This is a genomic window from Vibrio sp. 1CM8B (genome assembly GCF_023161685.1).
Classification (GTDB): domain Bacteria; phylum Pseudomonadota; class Gammaproteobacteria; order Enterobacterales; family Vibrionaceae; genus Vibrio; species Vibrio coralliirubri.
In genome coordinates this window covers 404,705-429,380 of record NZ_JALNTU010000002.1, presented here as the reverse complement: position 1 = coordinate 429,380, position 24,676 = coordinate 404,705, and the positions used below count along the sequence as shown (strand labels likewise).

At 44.8% G+C, this 24,676-nt stretch carries 22 protein-coding genes and 2 tRNA genes; 20 read left to right on the top strand and 4 right to left on the bottom strand.

Annotation, left to right across the window (positions count from 1 at the left end; translation table 11 throughout):
• The first annotated feature begins 20 nt into the window (after positions 1-20).
• The 14 genes from glmM to MSG36_RS05630 all read left to right on the top strand — a co-directional run bounded on the left by glmM (position 21) and on the right by MSG36_RS05630 (position 14,676).
• Positions 21-1,361, top strand: a complete 1,341-nt coding sequence (glmM, locus tag MSG36_RS05695; RefSeq protein ID WP_248366668.1) for a phosphoglucosamine mutase — start codon at positions 21-23, stop codon at positions 1,359-1,361.
• A 294-nt stretch (positions 1,362-1,655) separates the two neighbouring features.
• Positions 1,656-1,988 carry a preprotein translocase subunit SecG gene (gene secG, locus MSG36_RS05690; RefSeq protein WP_017059392.1) on the top strand — a complete coding sequence of 111 codons (333 nt, stop codon included), beginning with the start codon at positions 1,656-1,658 and terminating at the stop codon, positions 1,986-1,988.
• A gap of 16 nt (positions 1,989-2,004) precedes the next feature.
• A tRNA-Leu gene (locus MSG36_RS05685) sits at positions 2,005-2,089 on the top strand.
• Positions 2,090-2,142: 53 nt separating this feature from the next.
• Positions 2,143-2,219, top strand: a tRNA-Met gene (locus MSG36_RS05680).
• A 234-nt stretch (positions 2,220-2,453) separates the two neighbouring features.
• Positions 2,454-2,909: a ribosome maturation factor RimP gene (rimP, locus tag MSG36_RS05675; protein ID WP_004738265.1), complete on the top strand. Its 456-nt coding sequence runs from the start codon at positions 2,454-2,456 to the stop codon at positions 2,907-2,909.
• Positions 2,910-2,944: 35 nt separating this feature from the next.
• Positions 2,945-4,432, top strand: a complete 1,488-nt coding sequence (gene nusA, locus MSG36_RS05670; RefSeq protein ID WP_017059230.1) for a transcription termination factor NusA — start codon at positions 2,945-2,947, stop codon at positions 4,430-4,432.
• Between the two features lie 22 nt (positions 4,433-4,454).
• The gene (gene infB, locus MSG36_RS05665; protein ID WP_048605664.1) at positions 4,455-7,145 is read left to right on the top strand and encodes a translation initiation factor IF-2; all 2,691 of its coding nucleotides are present in this window, start codon (positions 4,455-4,457) and stop codon (positions 7,143-7,145) included.
• Positions 7,146-7,279: 134 nt separating this feature from the next.
• Entirely contained in the window at positions 7,280-7,693 is a 414-nt protein-coding gene (gene rbfA / locus MSG36_RS05660; protein ID WP_017065964.1) for a 30S ribosome-binding factor RbfA, read from the top strand.
• Positions 7,693-8,646 carry a tRNA pseudouridine(55) synthase TruB gene (gene truB, locus MSG36_RS05655; RefSeq protein WP_017059233.1) on the top strand — a complete coding sequence of 318 codons (954 nt, stop codon included), beginning with the start codon at positions 7,693-7,695 and terminating at the stop codon, positions 8,644-8,646. The genes rbfA and truB overlap by 1 nt, the downstream gene beginning before the upstream one ends.
• Before the next feature lie 218 nt (positions 8,647-8,864).
• Positions 8,865-9,134, top strand: a complete 270-nt coding sequence (gene rpsO, locus MSG36_RS05650; RefSeq protein ID WP_010436144.1) for a 30S ribosomal protein S15 — start codon at positions 8,865-8,867, stop codon at positions 9,132-9,134.
• 378 nt (positions 9,135-9,512) lie between these two features.
• Positions 9,513-11,633 (top strand): polyribonucleotide nucleotidyltransferase, encoded by a 2,121-nt coding sequence (pnp, locus tag MSG36_RS05645; protein WP_019819855.1) that lies wholly within the window; start codon positions 9,513-9,515, stop codon positions 11,631-11,633.
• A 124-nt stretch (positions 11,634-11,757) separates the two neighbouring features.
• The gene (gene nlpI, locus MSG36_RS05640; protein ID WP_048658156.1) at positions 11,758-12,681 is read left to right on the top strand and encodes a lipoprotein NlpI; all 924 of its coding nucleotides are present in this window, start codon (positions 11,758-11,760) and stop codon (positions 12,679-12,681) included.
• Positions 12,682-12,834: 153 nt separating this feature from the next.
• Positions 12,835-13,242: a MarR family transcriptional regulator gene (locus MSG36_RS05635; RefSeq protein WP_248366666.1), complete on the top strand. Its 408-nt coding sequence runs from the start codon at positions 12,835-12,837 to the stop codon at positions 13,240-13,242.
• 96 nt (positions 13,243-13,338) lie between these two features.
• The gene (locus MSG36_RS05630; protein ID WP_248366664.1) at positions 13,339-14,676 is read left to right on the top strand and encodes an MATE family efflux transporter; all 1,338 of its coding nucleotides are present in this window, start codon (positions 13,339-13,341) and stop codon (positions 14,674-14,676) included.
• An 86-nt stretch (positions 14,677-14,762) separates the two neighbouring features.
• Here the strand turns inward: MSG36_RS05630 and MSG36_RS05625 are convergent, their stop codons facing one another.
• From MSG36_RS05625 to MSG36_RS05615, 3 genes are all read right to left on the bottom strand, one after another.
• Positions 14,763-15,641 carry a U32 family peptidase gene (locus MSG36_RS05625; RefSeq protein ID WP_248366662.1) on the bottom strand — a complete coding sequence of 293 codons (879 nt, stop codon included), beginning with the start codon at positions 15,639-15,641 and terminating at the stop codon, positions 14,763-14,765.
• Positions 15,642-15,659: 18 nt separating this feature from the next.
• Entirely contained in the window at positions 15,660-16,673 is a 1,014-nt protein-coding gene (locus tag MSG36_RS05620; protein WP_248366660.1) for a peptidase U32 family protein, read from the bottom strand.
• Between the two features lie 177 nt (positions 16,674-16,850).
• Positions 16,851-18,890 carry a bifunctional diguanylate cyclase/phosphodiesterase gene (locus MSG36_RS05615; RefSeq protein ID WP_122082176.1) on the bottom strand — a complete coding sequence of 680 codons (2,040 nt, stop codon included), beginning with the start codon at positions 18,888-18,890 and terminating at the stop codon, positions 16,851-16,853.
• 216 nt (positions 18,891-19,106) lie between these two features.
• Between MSG36_RS05615 and MSG36_RS05610 the strand changes: the two genes are divergently transcribed.
• The 6 genes from MSG36_RS05610 (at position 19,107) to MSG36_RS23895 (ending at position 23,901) form a co-directional block, all read left to right on the top strand.
• A complete protein-coding gene (locus MSG36_RS05610) occupies positions 19,107-19,676 on the top strand; it encodes an SCP2 domain-containing protein (protein ID WP_157373182.1) in 570 nt (189 codons plus the stop codon).
• Positions 19,660-20,163: an N-acetyltransferase gene (locus MSG36_RS05605; RefSeq protein ID WP_050633588.1), complete on the top strand. Its 504-nt coding sequence runs from the start codon at positions 19,660-19,662 to the stop codon at positions 20,161-20,163. The genes MSG36_RS05610 and MSG36_RS05605 overlap by 17 nt, the downstream gene beginning before the upstream one ends.
• Before the next feature lie 214 nt (positions 20,164-20,377).
• On the top strand, positions 20,378-20,776 hold the full coding sequence (locus tag MSG36_RS05600) for a DNA polymerase III subunit psi (protein WP_248366657.1): 399 nt from the start codon (positions 20,378-20,380) through the stop codon (positions 20,774-20,776).
• Positions 20,769-21,224, top strand: a complete 456-nt coding sequence (gene rimI, locus MSG36_RS05595) for a ribosomal protein S18-alanine N-acetyltransferase (RefSeq protein ID WP_048605649.1) — start codon at positions 20,769-20,771, stop codon at positions 21,222-21,224. The genes MSG36_RS05600 and rimI overlap by 8 nt, the downstream gene beginning before the upstream one ends.
• A gap of 159 nt (positions 21,225-21,383) precedes the next feature.
• On the top strand, positions 21,384-22,964 hold the full coding sequence (gene prfC, locus MSG36_RS05590) for a peptide chain release factor 3 (protein ID WP_248366654.1): 1,581 nt from the start codon (positions 21,384-21,386) through the stop codon (positions 22,962-22,964).
• A gap of 106 nt (positions 22,965-23,070) precedes the next feature.
• Positions 23,071-23,901, top strand: a complete 831-nt coding sequence (locus MSG36_RS23895) for a LysR family transcriptional regulator (RefSeq protein WP_248366652.1) — start codon at positions 23,071-23,073, stop codon at positions 23,899-23,901.
• On the opposite strand, the gene MSG36_RS05580 is transcribed toward MSG36_RS23895, so the two are convergent.
• The gene (locus tag MSG36_RS05580) at positions 23,898-24,611 is read right to left on the bottom strand and encodes a hypothetical protein (protein ID WP_248366649.1); all 714 of its coding nucleotides are present in this window, start codon (positions 24,609-24,611) and stop codon (positions 23,898-23,900) included. The genes MSG36_RS23895 and MSG36_RS05580 overlap by 4 nt on opposite strands.
• Positions 24,612-24,676: the final 65 nt, after the last annotated feature.

Sequence of the window (24,676 nt, the reverse complement as noted above, 5' to 3'; positions counted from 1 at the left end):
CATAATTAAGGAAAATCAATATGTCTGATAAGAGACGTTACTTCGGCACAGATGGTGTACGTGGCAAAGTTGGCCAGTACCCGATTACACCTGATTTTGTTCTGAAGCTTGGCTGGGCTGCGGGTCGTGTTCTTGCGAAGCAAGGCACAAAGAAAGTCATCATTGGTAAAGATACTCGTATCTCTGGCTACATGTTGGAGTCTGCGCTAGAAGCTGGCCTTGCTGCTGCTGGTCTTCAGGCTACGTTTACTGGCCCAATGCCAACACCTGCTGTTGCTTACCTAACTCAAACCTTCCGCGCTGAAGCGGGTATTGTTATCTCTGCATCGCACAACCCTTACTACGATAACGGTATCAAGTTCTTCTCTTCTGAGGGAACAAAACTGCCGGACGATATCGAGTTGGCGATTGAAGCTGAATTGGATAAAGACATCGAATGTGTTGACTCATTCGAACTTGGTAAAGCGGTACGTTTGAACGATGCCGCTGGCCGTTACATTGAATTCTGTAAGAGCACATTCCCAAATCATATGACGCTTGCAGGAATGAAGATTGTTGTCGATTGTGCACATGGTGCGACTTACCATATTGCTCCTGCTGTATTTAAAGAGCTGGGTGCAGAAGTTATTGCGATTGGTGTTGAGCCAAACGGTACTAACATTAACCACGAAGTAGGTGCGACGGATGTACGTGCTCTGCAAGCAAAAGTGCTTGAAGAGAAAGCGGCATTAGGTCTTGGCTTTGATGGTGATGGTGACCGTATCATCATGGTTGACGAGCTAGGTAACAAAATTGATGGTGACCAAATTGCTTACATCATTGCTCGTGATGCACTGCGTCGCGGTGAGTTGAAAGGCGGCGTTGTTGGTACACTAATGACCAACCTTGGTATGGAAAACGGCCTTAAGCAGTTAGGTATTCCGTTTGTTCGTGCTGCTGTTGGTGACCGTTACGTGATGGAGCAGCTTCTTGCTAAAAGCTGGAAGATCGGTGCTGAAAACTCGGGGCACGTTATCCTACTGGATAAAGTGACGACGGGTGATGCTATCGTTGCTGCTCTGCAAGTGTTGGCTTCAGTTGTTGATAGCGAAATGACACTGAATGAGCTGTCTCAAGGCATGACGTTGTACCCTCAAGTTCTAGAAAACGTTCGTTTCAGCGGAGATTCAAACCCATTGGAAGCCGAAGCGGTAAAAGCAGCGGTTGTTGAAGTAGAAGCAGAGCTTGGCGAGAAAGGTCGTGTGCTATTACGCAAGTCTGGTACCGAGCCACTACTGCGTGTCATGGTTGAAGGCGAAGATGCAGAGCTTGTTCAAGCGTCTGCGCTTAAGATTGCAGATGCAGTAAAAGCAAACTGCTAATTTAACCTTTTACTTAGCCGGCGTAACGAATAGCGCTTGTGATTAGAAGTGGTTGAGTTATATCACGGTCAAAAGATATAACGGTCAAAAGAGACGTAAATGAGTTTTGTGTCGCTTTTGACCTTTTTTTGACCATTCACTTGGTAAAGGCTTATTTTTTAGCAAATTCTCCTTGTCAGCCATCGTCGCATTCGCTAGTATTGCTCGGCCTTCAGTTAGGAGGTCGCTAGCCTTGTTCTTAAAAATAGTTTTTTGAACGGCGCTGGCTCAACAATTAGGAACATAGGTGGAAAAATGTTTACAGTTCTACTTGTGATTTACCTGTTGGCAGCGCTTGGTGTAATTGGCCTAGTGTTGATTCAACAAGGTAAAGGCGCAGATATGGGAGCCTCTTTCGGTGCTGGCGCTTCAAACACTGTGTTTGGTGCTGGTGGCTCAGGAAATTTCCTTACCCGAATGACTGCAATTTTTGCAACTACATTTTTTATCCTTAGCTTAGTACTTGGTAATATGTCTACACATAAAACTGAGTCACAATGGATTGACCCGACCCAAGGTCAGGTAATTCAACAAGCTGATGATGCAGTGAGTGAAGTTCCGGCGCAAGGCGACGAAATTCCACAATAATCTGTAAAGATTTGATGCCGAGATGGTGAAATTGGTAGACACGCTAGCATGAGGTGCTAGTGCCTTAGGGTGTGAGGGTTCGAGTCCCTCTCTCGGCACCATGTTTACAAACTTGTAAAACATCTTGTTGGGCGTATAATGCTCGCAAGTCGGACGCGGGATGGAGCAGTTTGGTAGCTCGTCGGGCTCATAACCCGAAGGTCGTCGGTTCAAATCCGGCTCCCGCAACCAATTTCAATGCTATTATATAGCTTGTATTGGTAGCAAGTTTGCACAGTGTGAACCTCACTGTGAGTTAAGTGCGATATCGAATGTGATGGCACTTAACATATAAGGGTCCAGCAACAAAAACCCCGGCTTATACGGGGTTTTTTGTTATCTAAGCATTTGTAAATGTATTTAGATAATGTTTGCTTGGAATTTAAATTGGGCTTTGAGCCCTTTTTTTGTTTCTGGAGTGGTTAAATGACTGGTTTAGAAAGACAACTTACTGAAATGCTTGACGCTCCAGTAGCAGCATCAGGTTATGAGTTAGTTGGATTAGAATTTATTCGTGCTGGTGAGCACTCAACGCTACGTATTTACATCGATTCACCAAACGGTATCAATGTAGATGATTGCGCTGAAGTTAGTCACCAAGTAAGTGCCGTAATGGACGTTGAAGATCCAATTTCAGTGGCTTATAACCTTGAAGTGTCTTCACCAGGTTTAGAGAGACCACTGTTCAAAGCAGAGCATTACCAACAATTTATTGGTCACGAGGTAAGCATCGTTTTGAAAATGGCTGTCGGCAACCGTCGTAAATGGAAAGGTGATATCCAATCTATCGAAGGCGAGACAGTGAAAGTATTGGTTGAAGGACAAGAAGAAGAATTCGTCCTGAGCAATATTGCGAAAGCTAACCTGATCCCTAAATTTTAGTTCTCCTAGAGAGAAGAGCTTAAGAGGCTAGATTAATGAACAAAGAAATTTTGGCGGTAGTAGAAGCTGTTTCAAATGAGAAAGCAGTTCCTCGTGAGCGTATTTTTGAAGCGCTTGAAATCGCGCTTGCAACGGCAACAAAAAAGAAAAGCGAACTAGAAATTGAAGTTCGTGTTGAAATTGACCGTAAAACGGGTGATTTCGAAACTTTCCGTCGTTGGGAAGCTGTTGAGGAAGTTGAATTCCCAACAAAAGAAATCTCTATTGAAGCTGCAAAGTACGATGACCCAGAGATCGAACTTGGCGGTTTCATTGAAGATGATATCGAATCAGTAACGTTTGACCGTATTACGACTCAAACGGCTAAGCAAGTTATCGTACAGAAAGTACGTGAAGCTGAACGCGCTCAAATCGTTGAGCAGTTCATCGATAACGAAGGCGAGCTAGTAACTGGCGCAGTTAAGAAAGTTAACCGTGACACTATTATCCTAGACCTAGGTAACAACGCTGAAGCGGTAATCCTTCGTGATGACCAACTTCCTCGTGAAAACTTCCGTCCAGGTGACCGTGTTCGTGGTCTTCTTTACGCAGTTAAACCAGAAGCTCGTGGTTTCCAGCTTTTTGTTACTCGTTCGAAGCCAGAAATGCTAGCTGAACTATTCCGTGTTGAAGTGCCTGAGATTGGTGAAGAGCTAATTGAACTTAAAGGTGCTGCACGTGACGCTGGTTCTCGTGCTAAAATCGCTGTAAAAACAAACGACAAACGTATTGACCCAGTTGGTGCGTGTGTTGGTATGCGTGGCGCACGTGTACAAGCTGTTTCTAACGATCTTGGTGGTGAGCGTATTGATATCGTTCTTTGGGATGATAACCCGGCTCAATTCGTAATCAACGCAATGGCTCCTGCTGATGTTGCTTCAATCATCGTTGATGAAGACGCACACTCTATGGATATCGCTGTTGAAGCGGATAACCTAGCACAAGCGATTGGCCGTAGCGGTCAAAACGTACGTCTAGCTTCTCAACTTACTGGTTGGGAACTGAACGTAATGACTGTTGCTGATCTTGAGAAGAAGCACCAAGAAGAAGCAGTTGCTTCTATTGAAAACTTCATGAAGCACCTAGACATTGAAGAAGACTTTGCTCAAATGCTTGTTGAAGAAGGCTTCTCTACGCTTGAAGAAGTAGCATACGTTCCTGTGAACGAGCTTCTTGAAGTAGACGGTCTAGACGAAGGTATCGTTGAAGAACTACGTAACCGCGCAAAAGACGCACTGACTACTCTAGCGCTAGCGAAAGAAGAAACTTTCGACGGTGTTGAGCCTGCTGAAGACTTACTTGCACTTGAAGGTCTTGAGCGTGAAATGGCTTACAAGCTAGCAGCAAAAGGCGTTGCGACATTGGAAGACCTAGCTGACCAAGGCGTTGATGAACTAGAAGGCATCGAAGACCTAACTGCAGAACGTGCAGGCGAGCTAATTATGGCTGCGCGTAACATCTGTTGGTTCGGCGACGAAGAATAATTCAGCAAGGAGAGAAAGCGGTATGACACAATTAACAGTTAAAGCACTGAGTGAAGAGATTGGTACGCCAGTTGACCGCTTAATTGAACAACTTGCTGATGCAGGCATGAAGAAAGCAGGGTCGGATCAAGTGACTGATTCAGAGAAGCAAACATTGCTAACGCACCTTAAAAAGGAGCACGGCGATACTTCAGGCGAAACAGAACCGACTCGTTTAACTCTTCAACGCAAGACCCGCAGCACGCTAAGTGTTGCCGCTGGAGGCGGTAAGAGTAAGGATGTTCAAGTAGAGGTACGTAAAAAGCGTACTTACGTGAAGCGCAGCACTATTGAAGATGAAGCGAAACGTGAAGCTGAGGAAGTAGCTAATCGTGAAGCGGAAGAGAAAGCACAACGCGATGCTGAAGAGCAAGCGAAACGTGATGCTGCAGAGAAAGCACAGCGCGAAGCCGAAGAAAAAGTAACACGTGAAGCGGATGCAAAACGTGAAGCTGAAGAGAAGGCTCAACGCGCACAAGCTGAAAAGGCTAAAAAAGACATGAATTCAAAAAATGCAGACGCTAACGCACAAGCGAAAAAAGAAGCGGATGAACTTAAAGCTCGTCAAGAGCTAGAAGCAACTCGTAAAGCAGAAGCTGAAGCAGCTAAGCTTGTTGAAGAAGCTCGTAAGTTAGCAGAAGAGAACCAAGAACGTTGGTCTGAAGAAGAGAAGAAGAAGAAAGAGCAAGAGAAATCTGCGGATTACCATGTGACTACTTCTACTTACGCTCGTGAAGCTGAAGATGCGGCAGATAAGAAAGATGAGAAAGCACCTCGTCGTCGCAAGAAGAAAGCAGCTCCTGCTAACCAACCTGCAAACAACCGTGGTGGTCGTAACCAACGCGGTCGTGGCGGTAAAGGTAAGCTTGCTAAACCAACTTCAATGCAGCAAGGCTTCGATAAGTCAGCAACTGTTGCTAAATCTGACGTTGCTATCGGCGAAACTATCGTTGTTTCTGAACTGGCTAGCAAAATGTCAGTTAAAGCAACTGAAGTTATCAAAGTAATGATGAAGATGGGCGCTATGGCGACTATCAACCAAGTGATCGACCAAGAAACAGCACAACTTGTTGCTGAAGAAATGGGTCACAAGGTAATCCTACGTAAAGAAAACGAACTTGAAGAAGCAGTACTAGCTGACCGTGATAGCGATGCTATCGCTGAAGGTCGTGCTCCTGTTGTTACTATCATGGGTCACGTTGACCACGGTAAAACTTCAACACTTGATTACATTCGTAAAGCACACGTTGCCTCTGGCGAAGCTGGCGGTATCACGCAGCACATTGGTGCTTACCACGTAGATACTGACAACGGCATGATCACTTTCCTTGATACTCCTGGACACGCGGCGTTTACAGCTATGCGTGCTCGTGGTGCTCAAGCGACAGATATCGTTGTACTTGTAGTTGCAGCAGACGATGGCGTAATGCCACAAACAATCGAAGCAATCCAGCACGCGAAAGCGGCAGGCGTTCCTCTGATTGTTGCTGTGAACAAGATCGATAAAGAGGGTGCAAACCCAGACAACGTTAAGAATGAGCTAGCTCAATACGACGTTATCCCTGAAGAATGGGGCGGTGAGAACATCTTCGTTCACATCTCTGCTAAACAGGGTACAAACATCGATGGTCTTCTAGAAGCAATCCTTCTTCAGTCTGAAGTTCTTGAACTTACAGCGGTTAAAGAAGGCATGGCGTCTGGTGTTGTTGTTGAATCTCGTCTTGATAAAGGTCGCGGTCCAGTTGCAACAGTACTAGTACAGTCTGGTACTCTAAACAAAGGCGACATCGTTCTTTGTGGTCAAGAGTACGGCCGTGTTCGTGCAATGCGCGATGAGAACGGCAGAGACATCGAAACTGCAGGTCCATCTATCCCTGTAGAAATTCTAGGTCTTTCTGGTGTACCTGCATCAGGTGACGAAGCGACTGTTGTACGTGATGAGCGTAAAGCACGTGAAGTTGCGAACTACCGTCAAGGTAAATTCCGTGATGTTAAACTAGCTCGCCAACAAAAAGCGAAACTAGAGAACATGTTCGCGAATATGACAGCTGGCGAAGTTGCTGAGCTTAACGTTGTACTTAAAGCTGACGTTCAAGGTTCTGTAGAAGCGATTGCTGACTCTCTACTGAAACTGTCTACTGACGAAGTTAAAGTGAACATCGTAGGTTCTGGTGTTGGTGGTATTACTGAAACTGATGCAACTCTTGCTGCAGCTTCTAACGCTATCATCCTTGGTTTCAACGTTCGTGCTGACGCAACTGCGCGTAACACGGTTCAGAACGAAAACCTAGATCTACGTTACTACTCAATCATTTACCAACTGATTGACGAAGTTAAACAGGCGATGGGCGGTATGCTTGCTCCTGAATTCCGTCAAGAGATCATTGGTCTAGCACAAGTTCGTGACGTATTTAAGTCGCCTAAACTTGGTGCAATCGCTGGTTGTATCGTTACTGAAGGTACGATTAAGCGTAGCAACCCAATCCGCGTACTTCGTGAAAACGTTGTTATCTACGAAGGTGAACTAGAGTCACTTCGTCGCTTTAAAGATGACGTACAAGAAGTTAAGAACGGTTACGAGTGTGGTGTCGGCGTTAAGAACTACAACGACGTTCGCGTTGGTGACCAGATCGAAGTATTCGAAATCGTTGAGGTTAAACGTACTCTAGACTAATCAGTCTGTACGACTCGACATATTGACTAAGGTTACTAACATTACTAGTAAAGGTAATAAGTAATCGGTTGTTGAATACACCATGGGGGGCTGGTAATTACCAAGCCCCCCATCTTTCTAAGTGAGAAAAGAAAATGTCAAAAGAATTTAGCCGCACACAACGTGTGTCTCAGCAGCTTCAAAAAGAGCTTGCGCTTATCCTACAACGTGAAGTTCGTGACTCACGTATTGGTATGGTAACTATCTCAGACGTAGAAGTGTCTCGTGACCTTGCTTACGCAAAAGTGTTCGTGACTTTCCTATGTGTTGGTGAGCAAACTCCTGAATCATGTCTTAAAGCTCTTAAAGAGCATGAAGTGCCAGTTCGTATGGCTCTTGGTAAGCGTATTCGCCACCGTCTAACGCCTGAAGTTCGTTTTACTTACGACAACACACTAGTAGAAGGCATGCGAATGTCTAACCTAGTAAGTGAAGTTCTGAACGACGACAAACGTAAGCAAGAAGAAGCTGGTCGCACTGACGAAACTCAGTCTAAGGGCGAAGAGTAATGGCCCGCCGTCGTAAAGGTCGCCCTATCAACGGGGTAATTCTATTAGATAAGCCGACTGGTATTTCGTCTAATGATGCACTGCAAAAAGTAAAGCGTATTTACTTTGCAGAGAAGGCAGGGCACACCGGTGCTCTGGATCCTCTTGCGACTGGCATGCTGCCAATTTGTCTTGGTGAAGCGACGAAGTTCTCTCAGTTTCTTCTAGATTCTGATAAGCGCTACGTTGTTATCGCTAAGCTTGGTGAGCGTACCAATACCTCTGATTCCGATGGTGAAGTGGTAGAGACACGTGATGTTAACGTGACTCAAGAACAGCTTGAGCGTTGCATTGCGAGCTTCAAGGGTGAAACCGATCAGATACCATCAATGTTTTCGGCATTGAAGTATCAAGGTAAACCTTTGTACGAATACGCACGTGCAGGTATCGAGGTTCCTCGTGAGTCTCGTAAGATCACTGTGTACTCTATTGAACTGCTTCGCTTTGAAGGTGATGAAGTTGAAATGGAAGTGCATTGTTCGAAAGGCACATACATCCGCACAATTACCGACGATCTTGGTGAGATGCTAGGTTGTGGTGCTCACGTGACCATGCTTCGTCGTACTGGTGTCGCGAAGTACCCATACGAGCGTATGGTGACTTTGGAGCAGTTAAACGAGATCTTAGAGCAAGCACAGGCGCAAGAAATTGCACCGAAAGAGCTGCTTGATCCACTGCTGATGCCAATGGACACTGCCGTTGAAGACTTACCAGAAGTAAACCTGAACGCGGAACTGACTGACCTAGTTCAGCACGGTATGCCAGTTCAGGTTGCTGGTGCGCCAACTGAAGGCACGGTTCGTATGACAAGTGGCGAAGAGAAGCTGTTTGTCGGCGTAGCTCAGATTGCTGAAGATGGCCGAGTTGCACCGAAGCGTTTGGTTGTTTTCAGAGATGAAGAGCCACAAGCTTAGCGCTTACATCGAGTCAGATCTTAGCAGTTCGCCTTGAAATGCGAGCAAATAAGACAGAAAGCGAACGCCTAATTTAGGTGGTTCGCTTTTTTCGTTTTTAATGGGTTCGATTGTTATTGCACCAACTGACAAACTTCCCTATAATCCTCGGCTCGCGTAGCGGCTGAATCAGAGATTGGCTGCTACAAATATAAACTTACTCTTATCAGGAGAGAATTATGTCTCTGAATGCAGAAACTAAAGCAGCAATCGTTGCAGAATACGCACAATCTGAAGGCGACACAGGTTCACCAGAAGTACAAGTAGCACTACTTACTGCTTCTATCAACCACCTACAAGGTCACTTCAAAGCGCACAAACACGATCACCACAGCCGTCGTGGTCTACTACGTATGGTTTCTAGCCGTCGTAAGCTTCTTGATTACTTGAAAGGCAAAAACCTTGCTCGTTACCAAGACCTAATCAAGCGTCTAGGCCTACGTCGCTAATAGCGATGTCTGCAAAGACAGTTTGAAGAAAAGGAGCATTTATGCTCCTTTTTTTGTGCCTGTAAGAAAATGCTAGGCTGGATGCTCAGAATATCATCTGGCTTTTTCTGATAGGAAATATATCTCCTAATAAAAATAGTTTATACTACGCCCGCCTATAGCGTTTTCAGCGTTTGGCAATCAACCTCTCAAGAGATTACAGTCACAGATGTCGGCCAATAGGTCGCGACTATTCAAAGGCGGATTTGGTCCTAATTCGGCGTATGAACTCATACAAAGAGTCACCATCCTAAGTCCCTTTTCACTAGTCGCGATTGGTAATGTCTTGAGTCATTATTCACTTAATCTAAAGTCTGACTTTAGAGCTAAGGATATACAATGTTTGAAAAACCAGTTGTAAAATCGTTCCAGTACGGTAACCACACCGTTACTCTAGAAACGGGCGTAATTGCACGTCAAGCTACTGCTGCTGTAATGGCGACTATGGACGATACATCAGTATTCGTTTCTGTTGTTGCTAAGAAAGAAGCCGTTGCAGGTCAAGACTTCTTCCCTCTAACAGTTAACTACCAAGAGCGTACATACGCTGCGGGTAAAATCCCTGGTGGTTTCTTCAAGCGTGAAGGTCGTCCATCTGAAGGCGAAACACTAACAGCTCGTCTGATTGACCGTCCAATTCGTCCACTTTTCCCAAGTGCGTTTAAAAACGAAGTTCAAGTTATCGCTACGGTTGTTTCTATCAACCCTGACGTAAACCCAGACATGATCACTATGATTGCAACGTCTGCTGCACTTGCTATCTCTGGTGCTCCATTCAATGGTCCTATCGGTGCTGCACGTGTTGGTCACATCGACGGCGAACTAGTTCTTAACCCATCAAATACTGAGCTTGAAAACTCTAAACTAGACCTAGTTGTGTCTGGTACAGAAGGCGCAGTACTTATGGTTGAATCTGAAGCAGATAACCTATCTGAAGAAGAAATGCTTTCAGCTGTTGTTTACGGTCACGACCAACAACAAGTTGTAATCAAAGCAATCAACGAGTTTGCTGCTGAAGTTGCAACTCCATCTTGGAACTGGGAAGCACCAGCAGTTAACACTGAGCTTAAAGCTCAAGTTGCTGAACTTGCTGAAACTCGTCTATCTGACGCGTACCAGATCACTGAGAAAATGGCTCGTTACGAGCAAGTTGGCGCAATCAAGAACGACGTTGTTGAAGCTCTAATCGCACAAGACGAAAACCTAGATGAGCGCGAAATCCGCGGCATGCTTGGTTCTCTAGAGAAAAACGTAGTACGTAGCCGCATCATCGCTGGCAACCCACGTATCGATGGCCGTGAAAAAGACATGGTTCGTGCGCTAGACGTACGTACTGGTGTTCTTCCACGTACACACGGTTCTTCTCTATTCACTCGTGGTGAAACTCAAGCACTTGTTACTGCAACGCTTGGCACACAACGTGATGCTCAAATCATCGATAGCCTAATGGGTGAGAAGAAAGACAACTTCCTTCTACACTACAACTTCCCTCCATACTGTGTAGGTGAAACTGGTTTCGTTGGTTCTCCTAAGCGTCGTGAAATTGGTCACGGTAAGCTTGCTAAACGTGGTATCCAAGCAGTAATGCCTTCTGTTGAAGAATTCCCATACACAGTTCGTGTTGTATCGGAAATCACAGAATCTAACGGTTCTTCTTCAATGGCTTCTGTATGTGGTACATCTCTAGCTCTTATGGATGCTGGTGTTCCAATCAAAGCTTCTGTTGCGGGTATCGCAATGGGTCTTGTTAAAGAAGGCGACGATTTCGTTGTTCTTTCTGACATCCTTGGTGACGAAGATCACCTAGGTGATATGGACTTTAAAGTAGCAGGTACTAACGCTGGTATCACTGCACTTCAAATGGACATCAAGATCGAAGGTATCACTAAAGAGATCATGCAAATTGCACTTAACCAAGCGCAAGGTGCACGTAAGCACATCCTTTCTGTAATGGATGAAGCTATCTCTGGTGCTCGTGAAGATATCTCTGAATTCGCTCCACGTATCCACACAATGAAAATCAGCTCTGATAAGATCAAAGATGTTATCGGTAAAGGCGGCGCAGTTATCCGTGCTCTTTGTGAAGAAACTGGTACTACAATCGAAATCGAAGACGATGGCACAATCAAGATTGCTGCTACTGAAGGCGCAGCTGCTAAAGAAGCTATCCGTCGTATCGAAGAGATCACAGCTGAAGTTGAAGTTGGCCGCATTTACCAAGGTAAAGTTGCTCGTCTAGCTGACTTCGGTGCATTCGTTACTATCCTTCCAGGTAAAGATGGTCTAGTACACATCTCTCAAATCGCTGACAAGCGCGTTGAGAAAGTGTCTGACTACCTAACTGAAGGTCAAGAAGTTCCTGTTAAGGTTCTTGAAATTGACCGTCAAGGCCGTGTACGTCTAAGCATGAAAGAAGCAGTTGAAACGCCAGCTGAAGGCGAAGCACCTGCTGCTGAGTAATTCTCAGTGTGTCGATGGTGATATCGCTTTTTAGTGATTTCTAACCTATCGTCAACAAAGCATGTTATAAAGGGGAGCATATCGCTCCCCTTTTTTATTGCGGTCATAACAGGAGTAATTATTTGTGAAATGGTTTCAAACCGCGAGTATGTGTTTACTGCTTGTACTTACAGGTTGTGCGACAACATCAGATAACGCCTCACGTTGGGTTTATCCACCGATGGCTGTGCCACTGCAACCAAGCGTTCAGCAAGAAGTTCAAATTGCACGTCTTAGTCAGTTATTACAGCGCCCAGATTTGAACGATGAAGTTCGAGCTAAGATGCTGTTTGAACGTGGTAACTACTACGACAGTGTTGGCCTGCGTGATCTCGCGCGTCTCGACTTCAACCAATCTCTTTCATTGAACCCAGCTCAACCTGATATCTTCAATCTTTTGGGTGTTTACTTTACGCAGGTAGGGGAGTTTGATGCGGCTTATGAATCTTTTGATTCTACGTTAGAGCTTGATCCTGCAAACTCTTACGCAGAAAGAAACCGTTCTATCGCGCTTTATTATGGCGAACGTTACGACTTAGCCAATGAAGAGATGATGAAGCACTACGCCGATGATCCTAGCGATCCGTTCCGCGCTCTGTGGTTGTACATCATTCAACATGAGCTAACGCCAGAGCAAGCTAAGCTTGATTTACAAAAACGTTACGAGAGTCGCGATGAGCAGTGGGGCTGGGTATTAGTCGCGATTATGCTTGATGACATTACTGAAGAGCAGGCTTTTAAGGCGATCTTAACCGGTACTCGTGACAACACGTTACTAGCGCAGCGTCTAACAGAGACGTACTTCTACCTGGCTAAGCGTTACCATATGAATGGTGACTACGCGAATGCGATCTCTTTGTACAAGTTGTCAGTCTCTTTCAACGTGTATGAATATGTAGAGCACCGCTACTCTTTCTTAGAGCTAAGCCGTATCTTCACCACGCTTAAAGCCGAGCACTTAGCACAAGTTAAGTTAGCTGAGGCTGAAGAAGAAGCCAGCGCTAAGTAAGCAATACATTTTGACTCCGAGAAGCCGCTGCCTGTCAGCGGTTTTTTTATGCTCCTTTTTTATGATCTTCATCTCGTTTTGATTGATTTTTATTTAAACAACATTAAAATAGTTAGCCTTGCTAACTAAATGCTATTCTTTGATTGGGTGAGTATGCTAAACCAGAATTTAGAAAAGATTGAGCGTTTCGCTTCAAAGATATGGCGAACTCAGGTAAATGAAGATCCTATTTGCCAATTGAGCTTTAACGAGTATGACTATTTGAAGGTCATTCAATCCTCTCCTGAACCGATCCGATTGACTGATCTTGCGATTGAGATGCAGGTGACCAAGCCTTCAGCAACCACTATGGTTCAGAGGCTAGAGAGAAAGGGGCTTGTTGAGCGCAAAGCTTCGCTCGAAGATGCGAGGTCTAAGTTGGTTGTACTGACCAGCAAAGCTGAAGTCGGCTTAGAAGAAGAAAGTAAGATCTATCAGGTCATGGCACAAATACTGGAAAGTCGTTTGTCTGAGCAAGAATCTCAGCAGCTAAACCTATTATTAAATAGAGCTTTGAAGTAAATAAGTAAATATTTAGATATTTAGTTAGCCTTGTTAACTAATTTTTCGAGTCATATCTTGTTGATATGCGACTCACAAATGAAAGTAGAGTAAGAAATGAGTAACTCAATTAGTCGTCAATTCTGGCGATACACAATTCCTACCGTAGCGGCCATGTTAGTTAATGGCCTTTACCAAGTGGTGGATGGCATCTTCATTGGCCGTTATGTGGGGGCTGATGGACTTGCAGGTATCAATGTTGCGTGGCCTGTGATTGGTTCGATTCTTGGTATTGGTATGTTGGTGGGCGTGGGTACAGGTGCACTTGTCTCGATTCGCCAAGGTGAAAAAGATACTCAAGGCGCTAAGCAGATCTTAGCAACGGGCTTAACCTTGTTGTTAGCGATAACGCCTATTGTCTCTGCATTGCTGTTTTTGTTTGCTGATAACTTCTTACTTTGGCAGGGCGCTGAAGGGCGAGTGTATGAACTTGGCCTGCAGTACTTACACATTCTGATTGGTGCCAGTGTCTTCACGTTAGGTTCGATCGCGATGCCGTTTCTACTGCGCAACGATGACAGCCCGAACTTAGCGACGATACTGATGATTGTTGGTGCAGTGATTAACATCGTACTCGATTACCTGTTTATCGCTCTTTATGGTTGGGAGTTGATGGGCGCAGCATTAGCAACAGCGATTGCCCAGTTTGTGGTAACGGGCCTTGGCTTGGCTTACTTCTTCTCACGTCGAGCAAACCTACGTCTACGTTGGAATGAGTTGAGACTGAAGCTGGATGTGATTCCACAAATCTTTGCGATTGGTACATCAAGCTTCTTTATGTACGCTTATGGTTCGATGATGGTGGCGCTGCACAATGCGTTGTTCTCTCAATATGGCGACCAGTTGATGATTGGTGCTTACGCTATTTTGGGCTATATCGTGACAGTTTATTACCTCACAGCGGAAGGTATCGCCAACGGCATGCAGCCATTGGTGAGCTACAACCATGGTGCGCGTAACCAGGCGAACATCCGTAAGTTACTTAAGATAGCGATGATGAGTTCGGTATTGATAGGTGTGGCGTTCGTGCTGCTTCTGAACGCGTTCCCACGTGAGTTTGTATCAGTATTTAACTCAGACGAACTTCAGTTAGTTGAGTACACCGTGTTGGGTATTCGACTTCACATGTTTGCACTGGCGCTGGATGGCTTCTTAGTAGTAGCAGGTGCTTACTATCAGGCTGTGAACAAGGGCAGCAAGGCGATGTTTGTAACGATAGGTAACATGCTTATCCAGTTACCTTTCTTGTACATTATGCCTAAGTTGTACGGTGTGCCGGGGATCTGGATTGCGTACCCACTGTCTAATATCGCGCTAAGTGTGGTGGTGATGGTAATGCTCTACAAAGACTTAAAGAAGCTCGATGCTGCGCCGCTGGAAACCGCGACGGCGTAGATCGTTTTTCTTAAACTGAATGATAAAAGGTCTAGCGAATGCTAGACCTTTTTTGTATCTGTTGCTGGTTAGTTCAATGCGAGGAACTAGATATTCTTAACGTCTAAACCTGCAAGCTGATGCCAGTAACCATTACATTGGCGGCTTTCAATCTTCATCGGTTTTTGACCTTGCTCGTTCGCTCTGAAGTTATTAATTTCAGAGAAGGTATCGATACCGAGTGGGCTTAAACGAACCACATCAACCAGGTCGTGCATGTTTGGCAAATCATTGACTAGGTTGTAGCAGTAGCCTGATTGCGTCTGGATACCATTAAGGTTGAATACTGATTGGCCTTCTTGGCTTTCTACTTGTAGCCCTGTTGGGTACTTGATACAGCAGGTTTCGCAATCGTCTTTAGCTTTGTTTTCAGCGCGAGCGGTAAAGCAGCGTGCCGAGTAAGCAAGCGGCAGGTAGCCGTGGCTAAACACTTCAACTTCGAACTTGTTACGAATACTTAGCTCTTCACACTGGGTCATCACGTTGCTTAGCCATTCGCGAGAAAGCTCAACCGGCATACACCAACGCGTCATACCTTGTTTCAAGAACAGGTTCAGGGTGCGTGCGTTGTAGGTGTTCACTGCAGGGCCAACTACGAAAGGTACTTTGCTTTCACTAGCCAGTTGAATGGCAGACACATCATTGGCTTCGATAGCAAAGTCACCGTTATCGATGTACTTCTTCATGATGTTGACTTCGCTTGGTGCTTCGAGCAATGCCATGGTGGAAAGTACGACTTGCTTACCTGAAGCAGACAGCTCTTTGGCAATGTCCATCCAGTGTTTCGCTTTAATCTCACGACGCTTTGAACACACCGCTTCACCTAGGTAGATGATGTCGGCAGAGCTTGATTTCGCTTGCTCATAGAAGCTTTCAACGTCTTGTTTTGGCCAAAAATAAAGTAGAGGGCCTAATGCGTATTTCATTGAGTTCTCCATTTGGCTCTATTGCCATTTACGGTGATAAGCGCCAAGTGTGGTTTGTGTACCTTCCGATACATTCGCCAGTGTCGCATTCCAAGCTTGTTCCACTTGGTATTGTTCTGGGTTCGCTAAGTAGCGCTCGATAGCTGCGCGCCACGTGCGAGTGACTTGTTCAACATAAGCAGGGCTGCGTTGGCGACCTTCAATCTTCACTGAGGCAACGTTCGCCGCGAAAAGCTCAGGCAGCATGGATAGCGTGTTGAGGCTGGTTGGCTCTTCAAGTGCGTGATAACGCTTACGTTCACCATCGATCTCGGCTTCAAAGCGGCCTTTACACAGCGTTGGGTAACCTGCGTTTTCACCTGCTTCGTACTTATCAATAAGGATTTCGTTCAAGCGAGATTCGAGGCCAGTTTCTGTTTCTTGCCAGCGAACGTATTTTGCCGGAGAACAAGCACCAACAGTATTTGGTGATTCGCCTGTCATGTATGAAGAGAGGTAGCAACGGCCTTCTGCCATGATACACAAGCTACCAAAAGCGAATACTTCAAGGTCAACGTCAGAAGTGATGTTACGAGAAAGCTGTTTGACCTGATGAATCGACAACACACGCGGCAGTACGACACGCTTAACGTTGAAGTTTTTATGGTAGAAGTCGATAGCCGCCGCATTGGTCGCAGATGCTTGCACTGACAGGTGCAGTTCGAGATCTGGATACTTATTTGCTGCGTACTCAAGCACCGCGATGTCTGCGATGATCAGCGCATCAACACCCAGAGCTGCGGCGTTGTCTACGGCATTGGTCCAACGGTCGAAGCCATTTGGGTGAGCAAACGTATTTAGGGCAACATGAATTTTCTTGTTGTGGTCATGCACATACTGCACAGCACGATCGAGCTTTTTACCCGCAAAGTTTAGGCCTGCAAAGTGTCGGGCATTGGTATCGTCTTTGAATCCGATATAGACAGCATCCGCACCACAATCAATAGCGGTTTTCAAAGCAGGTAAGTTACCCGCTGGGCATAAGAGTTCCATTTGCTCACTACCAGTAGAATTAAGTTGAAGCGAGCATTTTATGAAGAATTGTGAATGACGGAATTGATGTAAGGCAGGTTTAGATGGATAAATCTGCTTTTACTCCGTTTGAGGTACTGACGAGTGACCGTTTTAGATGTTGGCTTGGTTTAAATATGAGGTACTTGAATTGGTTAGCTAGTTCTTATGACGGCGGTTTTGGGCAAACAACTCTTCGACATCTTGTTTTGGTTGCGGACGGTAGAAGTGGAAGCCTTGAATCGAACTACAGTTGAGGTTCGATAATAGAGTCGCTTGCTCACTGGTTTCGACACCTTCAGCAACCACGGTCAAATCGAGAGATTTACCTAGGTTGATGATGTTTTCAATTACGGTAATTTGCTTTGGTAGGGTATCGATATCAGAGATGAAAGCACGGTCTATCTTAAGCTCATCAATTGGGAAGCGAGCAAGGTAAGACAGTGAAGAGTAGCCGGTACCAAAATCATCAATGGAGAGAGCAAAGCCAAGTTTCTTGATGGCGTTAAGCATTTGAAGTGTGTGTTCACTATCACTCATTACCGCGCTTTCCGTTAGCTCGAACGTAATCGCACTTGGGTCAAGCTCGGTTGAACGCAGCAGCTTTTCCATGTAATCAATCAGCTTTGGATTACCAAACTGTTCTGGTGAAAGGTTGATCGCGACACGACCTGGAAGGATACCTTGCATCTTCCAGCGCTTAACCGTAGCAAATACTTCGCGCATCACCACTCGGCCAAGTTGTTCGATAAGACCAGCTCGCTCCGCTACAGGAATGAACGCGGCCGGGCTGATATAACCTTCGACAGGATGCTTCCAACGTACCAGAGCTTCAGCGCCGTTGATGGTGAAATCACGAGCATTCACTTTCGGTTGATACCAAACCTCAAGTCCATTTTGTTGCAGCGCTTTTTGTAGCTCTATCTCGAGCCACAGTCGCATGCGCGCTTCTTTGTTCATCTGTTCGTTGAACTTGATTAGGCGGTTGCGACCACGATCTTTCGCTTCATACATTGCTGTGTCTGCATTTTGCAGCAAGATACGAGCATCAGTACCGTCTTGAGGAAAGCTCACGCTACCAATCGAGCAGGCTAAGCGCTTGCTAAAGTGGTGAAGATCGAAGGGTTGATTGATCAGGGAAATGATCTTTTCAGCGAGCATTTCAGGTGTTCGCTGATGTTCAGGTTCTGGAAGGATAATACCAAACTCATCCCCGCCTAAATGCCCAATCACGGCCTTACGAGGCAGTAAGCGTTTAAGACGTGAAGCGACCTCTTTAATCACCTTGTCACCGATGTGATGACCAAGTGAGTCATTGATATTCTTAAAGTTATCAATGTCTAAGTAGAGCATCACTACCGGCGTATCGTTGTGAATGAACTGCTCAAGACGCTTAGTAAACCCAACTCGGTTGTAGAGCTTAGTCAGTGCGTCGATGTAGGCATCTTCACTGTTTGCCGGTGTATATTGTTTTGCGGTTTCTTGTGCGTCTTGGATAAGCACCAACTGAGTATTACTTCCAAGAACTGTGGTGGAGTCGATGTTGAGCTGAACCTTACGTTCAAAGCCGCATCGGGCACCCGTTAAGCAAACCAAACCAGACTCAGAAATAATAGAAGTGAGGTTATTATTGAAAACTGTTTTGGTTTGTTCATCGATAAATAGGCGTCCCAATTCTTCGCCAATTAACTCTGTGGTTGAGTTAAAGCCAAGCAAGCGAGCTGCTGCTGGGTTGGATGACAAGATGTAGTCACTTTCAACGAGCAGTAATCCGTCTGGGAGTAGTTGGGATAGCTTGTGGAATTTGGCTTCGGATTCTTCTAAAGAACGGACAAGTACTTGGTTTTCTGATGTGTCGAAGGCGTGAAAGACGATGTAGTCGGTTTTGTTGCCATTGGTAAGCGGAGATAGGCTGAAATGAAGGCTGGTATCGAGGTCAGTTTCGTTGAGGGTGACTTCGGCCTCAATCGTTTCGCCACTGAATGCACGCTCATAGTAAGGCTTGAGATGTTGGTAGAACTGTTCGCCCAATGTTTGGCGGTCATTCATGCCTGCAAGCTCTGTTTGACTCAAACCAGCAATATCGCAGTAACGCTCATTCACCATAAAATAGTTATGTTGAGCATCAAGTACTGCAAAAAAGAACGGACTATTTGCAGTTAGCTGGGTAAACCAATGTTGTAGTTGCTGGGGAGGCATCAAAGTACTACCAATTCTCCAAGAGCTTGAATATTCACTATCGATAAATATTTATTACTTTCTGTGTGGCTATCGATATTTACCTGTGAGTGCAGCGATCCGCTGTAATTCTCATTACCTGAGTTACTATAACTGTGATTTTCAGGATATTAAAGGTCGAGTATCAAACAGAAGTTAATTTGATACATAACAGTAACTGAGATCTCAACATCATCTATGATGCATTCCATATTATTGACAAAGTTACGGATAAGTCACGTGATAAACAAGATTCGCACTCAACTAGTTCAAAATGCCGCATCAATTTTGCGATCTCCAGTCCAGTTATTGCCTAAAACAGTACAAAAAAAAGCCTTATTGGAGGCGCTTAAGAATGTCTTTAAGGAAGCTTTAGAGGACGGTGACTTTGAGTTTTTAGAAGACAAATGGCTGAAAGTCTCAATAAAAGACATGAGGTTAAGTTGGTGTATTAGCTACAAAAATGAGCAACTGGTTGTAGCTGATAAAGAGGTGGCTGAAGATGTAAGCTTTAGCGGCAATCTTAACGATCTTGTGTTGATTGCGGGGCGTAAAGAAGACCCAGATACGCTTTTCTTCCAACGTAGATTGTCTATTGAAGGCGATACCGAGCTCGGTTTAGAAGTTAAAAACTTGATGGATAGCGTAGATTTGGACTTATTGCCGACTCCTATGAAAACTTTGTTAAATCAATTAGCTGATTTTGTGCAGAAGGGAGTACAATCCCCAGATACACAAAGTGAGGTAATGAATGCTTATTCGAACTGAAGCACCGGCAGATATACTTGTCATTGATCGTTTATTGAAATCTGTTTTTGAAACAGATGCAGAAGCTAACTTGGTTATGAGCTTGCGTGAGAATAGCCATTTAACGCTATCGCTGGTGGCTTGTTCTGATGAAGGCGAGGTGGTTGGTCACCTGATGTTTAGCCCTATCACTCTTGATGGCGACGATCATAACTGGCAAGGGCTTGCGCCTCTCGCTGTGAAAGAAGAGTTCCGCAACCAAGGCATTGCCAAATCTCTAGTTGAAGATGCGTTTTCCACTTTGGTTGATTTTGGTTACCCAGCTTGCGTTGTGTTGGGTGATCCTGCTTATTACAGCCGCTTTGGTTTCAAGGCTGCGAGCGAGTTTGGTCTGAGTTGTGTTTGGGATGTGCCTGAAGGCGCTTTCCAAGCGATTGAATTGGTAGACGGTGCGTTTGCTGGACATGCTGGTGAGATTGCTTACAGCCCAGAGTTCAACGACTTATAAGCTGATTTATCACGCAATAAGATACAAACTGATTTAGTCTAAATAAAGGAGCTTGATGCTCCTTTATTTTTTGTTAGTATCAGCCCAGTTCTAATAAGTGCTCTTTCAATAGAGGCAGCTTTCACAAAACTAGTTCTAACAAACTTCTGGTTTCAATAAACTTTGGCTCCAATAAACTTTGGCTCCAATAAACTTAAGGTTACTACCGCTAGATATGTCACAAACACACGCGCAATACCTACAAGAGATGGGCATTAGCCAATGGGAACTAAGTCACCCAGAGCGTTTAGCAGGTTATGAATCTGAATTGACTCAGCTCTCGAACGATTGCAAGTTACTGTTGGTTTCGCCTGAAAAACCTCAGGAAGATCTCGCTGTGATGTTTGAGCGAGTACTCAAAAGTATCAAGCTCGACTTATCTCAGGCTTTACACCTTCAACCGCAACACTTATCTACTGTGGATTTAGGTTCGGTTGAGTGGGTATGGTTTGCTGGTTGCGAGTCGCCTCACGAGCTGAAGGCTAAAACACTTCAATCGCCATTACTGTCTGACATTAACGGTAACAACCAACACCGCCGCGACTTATGGCAACAAATTTGTGCTTATGACTAATCAATTTTTACCGACTTCACAACAACACCTAGACGCCATTTGGAAGATAGAGCAGGCCGCGCATTCTCATCCATGGTCTGAAAATATGATCCGAGATCTTGATAGCCGAGGCGCTTGTCATCATGTGCTTGAAGTCGATGGGCAAGTGGTCGGATACTTCTTCGCGCAAAACATCGTTGGTGAAGTCACGCTACTTAATATTGCGGTAGACCCAAGCCAGCAAGGCAAAGGGTATGGAAAAGCGTTAACGGAACATTTCCTTGATATGTGCGAACAAGCTGGTGCGGAAAGTGCTTGGCTAGAAGTTCGCGAAAGTAATGTGAATGCGTTTAATCTTTACGAAAAGGCCGGTTTCAATGAAGTTGATCGCCGTCGTAACTATTATCCAACCAAGCAAGGCAACGAAGACGCCATCATTATGAGCTATCTTTTTATGTCGTTTAGCTAGTCATACTGTAGCTTTTGGCTAAGCAGAGAGTACGCGAAAAATAGGGTGTAAACTGACCCTTTAGAAAGTGACACGCTTTCTGTATAATCCGCACACAGAATTCAAGGGCAAGTATTATCTACTTGCCCTTTTTACGCTTTAGATCAGCAAAGGGCGACTATGTCTTTCCAACAAGAAGTGAGCAAACGTAGAACGTTTGCGATTATCTCTCACCCGGATGCGGGTAAAACCACGATTACTGAAAAAGTTCTTTTATTCGGAAACGCGATTCAAAAAGCGGGTACCGTAAAAGGCCGTGGCTCTAACCAGCACGCTAAATCTGACTGGATGGAGATGGAAAAAGAACGTGGTATCTCGGTAACTACGTCGGTAATGCAATTCCCATACAATGGTTGCCTAGTAAACCTACTAGATACTCCAGGACACGAAGATTTCTCGGAAGATACGTACCGTACGCTAACAGCGGTTGACTCTTGTTTGATGGTTATCGATGCTGCGAAAGGTGTCGAGGATCGTACTCGTAAACTAATGGAAGTAACGCGTCTACGTGATACGCCAATCGTAACGTTTATGAACAAACTTGACCGTGACGTTCGTGACCCAATGGAAGTGCTTGATGAAGTAGAGAGCGAGCTAGGTATGGCTTGTGCTCCAATTTCATGGCCTATCGGTTGTGGTAAAGAGTTTAAAGGTGTTTACCACATTCACCGTGATGAAACGATTTTGTATGAATCTGGCCACGGCCACGAGATCCAAGAAGTTCGCATCATCAAAGGTCTAGATAACCCTGAGCTAGATGAAGCGGTAGGTGCTGATCTTGCGGAAAGCGTACGTGAAGAGCTAGAGCTAGTTATCGGTGCTTGCCCTGAGTTTGATCATGAACTGTTTCTTGCGGGTGAATTAACGCCGGTTTACTTCGGTACTGCATTAGGTAACTTTGGTGTTGACCACATGCTTGATGGTCTAACGAAATGGGCTCCGGCTCCTCAAACGCGTCAAGCGAACGAGCGTGATGTTGAAGCGACAGAAGAGAAGTTCTCTGGTTTCGTATTTAAGATCCAAGCAAACATGGACCCTAAACACCGTGACCGTATCGCATTCATGCGTATCGTTTCGGGTACTTACAACCAAGGTATGAAGATGAACCACGTTCGTACTGGTAAGAGTGTAAGTATCTCTGATGCGGTAACCTTCATGGCGGGCGACCGTGCTCGTGCTGAAAAAGCATACGCGGGTGATATTATCGGTCTACATAACCACGGTACTATCCAGATTGGCGATACCTTTACTCAAGGTGAGAGCCTTAAGTTCGCTGGTATTCCTAACTTCGCACCTGAGCTATTCCGTCGTATTCGCCTACGCGATCCACTTAAGCAGAAGCAACTTCTAAAAGGCTTAGTTCAGCTTTCAGAAGAGGGCGCAGTACAAGTATTCCGTCCTATGCAGAACAACGATCTGATCGTTGGTGCGGTTGGTGTACTTCAGTTCGACGTGGTTGTAGCGCGCTTGAAAGCGGAATACAACGTAGAAGCTATCTACGAAGGTGTTAACGTTGCAACAGCTCGTTGGGTTGAATGTGATGACGCTAAGAAACTAGAAGAATTCAAACGTAAGAACCAATCTAACCTAGCGCTAGATGGCGGTGACAACCTGTCTTACATCGCACCAACTATGGTGAACTTGAACCTAGCTTCTGAACGTTTCCCTGAAGTTCAATTCCGAGCGACGCGCGAGCACTAATAGCGACAGTTCTACATAACACTGTTGAATAATATTAAAGCCGAATTGCTTCTAGCATTCGGCTTTTTTGTTACACTAAGAGTACACCGTTTTGATGGAGTAAAGCGTGTTTGATCTCAATTTAGTAAAGCCATTCCTCTCTGTATATCAACAAAGATCGATAACCAAAGCTGCTGAATCGTTAGAGCTAACTCAACCTGCGGTTAGTGCTGCAATCAAGAGGTTTGAAGCGGTGGTAGGCTATGCGTTATTCGTAAGAGTAGGGCGTTCAATAGAACCAACGTCAATGGCTCACAAATTGGCAGGTCAATTATCTGATGCTTTAGAGTTGATGGAAGGTGCAGTATCAAGAAAGCGTGATTTTACCGTTTATATGCCTGCGAATCTGCTCCACAAGATGCCCATGCTCAATGGTGTTCAGCTGGTTGAATCACCAATCTCTGTTGATAACGTTGTCGAGGATATCCGACTCAACCGAGTAGATTTAGTAGTCGATACTGGTTTGCCGAAACAAGCGAGCTTAGCTTCTGAATTTGCGACAACAGATAGACTGTTATTGATGAGCGATCCCGAGGTCAGTAAATTTGGTGAGCAGATTTCAATGGATGAATTTCTTGCAGCACGTCATGTAACCTTGAAGTTACTTCGCCAAGATACTCAAATAGTCGACTTTCTTTCTGAAAAGAGTTTCACCCGTGACGTGGCAATTGAAGTACGCAACCTGACGAACTTGCTCCTAGCAGTAAAAGGAACGGACTATATTGCTGCGGTTCCGGTTAGCATGATCGATTTAGCAAAAACCATCGGTTTACAGATTCATGAGCCTCCATTTTCAATGCGTCTCGTGGAGTTTGAGTTTTTCTATCACAAGAAGTATCAAACTAATGGGCAACATCAAGAATTGCGCGATGAGCTTAAACAGTTATTAAATCGCTAGAAATCGAAGGCTAAGCCGAATTCAACATAGTTTTTACTTTCAGGGTATATCGTATAGGTAACGGACGGTTTTACGTATTTCAAGTTAAAGAATACAGCTAGCTCGTGATAATGAATGTTGGTCCTAGTTTCATTTCTGATATATCCGGGGCTCGTAGCAGTATCATCTTTAATGTAAAAATCTTGGGTATCTTTTTTGAATCCGATTTCTTGGTTGAATTTGTAAAGAAAATCAGCATATTGAATCGGGCTCCACAGAGCACCCGCACTATAATCGAATGTGTCAGAGGCTTTATATTCCACGCATAAGTTTGGAAGACAAGCATCGAAATCTCTATCCATATAGTTGTAGTTGATATCGCCAAGCAGTGTCCAATTCTCATGAATCAACTTAGCAACAAAAATGCCTGTCGTGATCTCATGCTCGCTGACTTTTACGGTGTTTTCAGTGTAGTACGTGTCCCCTTGCCAGAATGAATATCCCAACCCTGCTTGCCAATAGTCTTGAGTATCAACCTCTCCAAAAACACGCAATTTATCATTGATTTGATAGTTGATATCAAGTGTAGCGACCGTTTTATCATTGTCTGGGTTTTGAGATAAGCTGACGGAAAAGATATCTGTAAAACGCTCAATAGATTCAACAAGGGTGTCATTTGCAGACGAGTAAAAAGGGAAGGTCAAAGCAAGTATTAATAGAAGGCGTTTCATGTTCAAATTCCGAATCGCTTTCCTTAGCTAGTGAGTAGAACACCCGATAATAGGAGTAACTATTA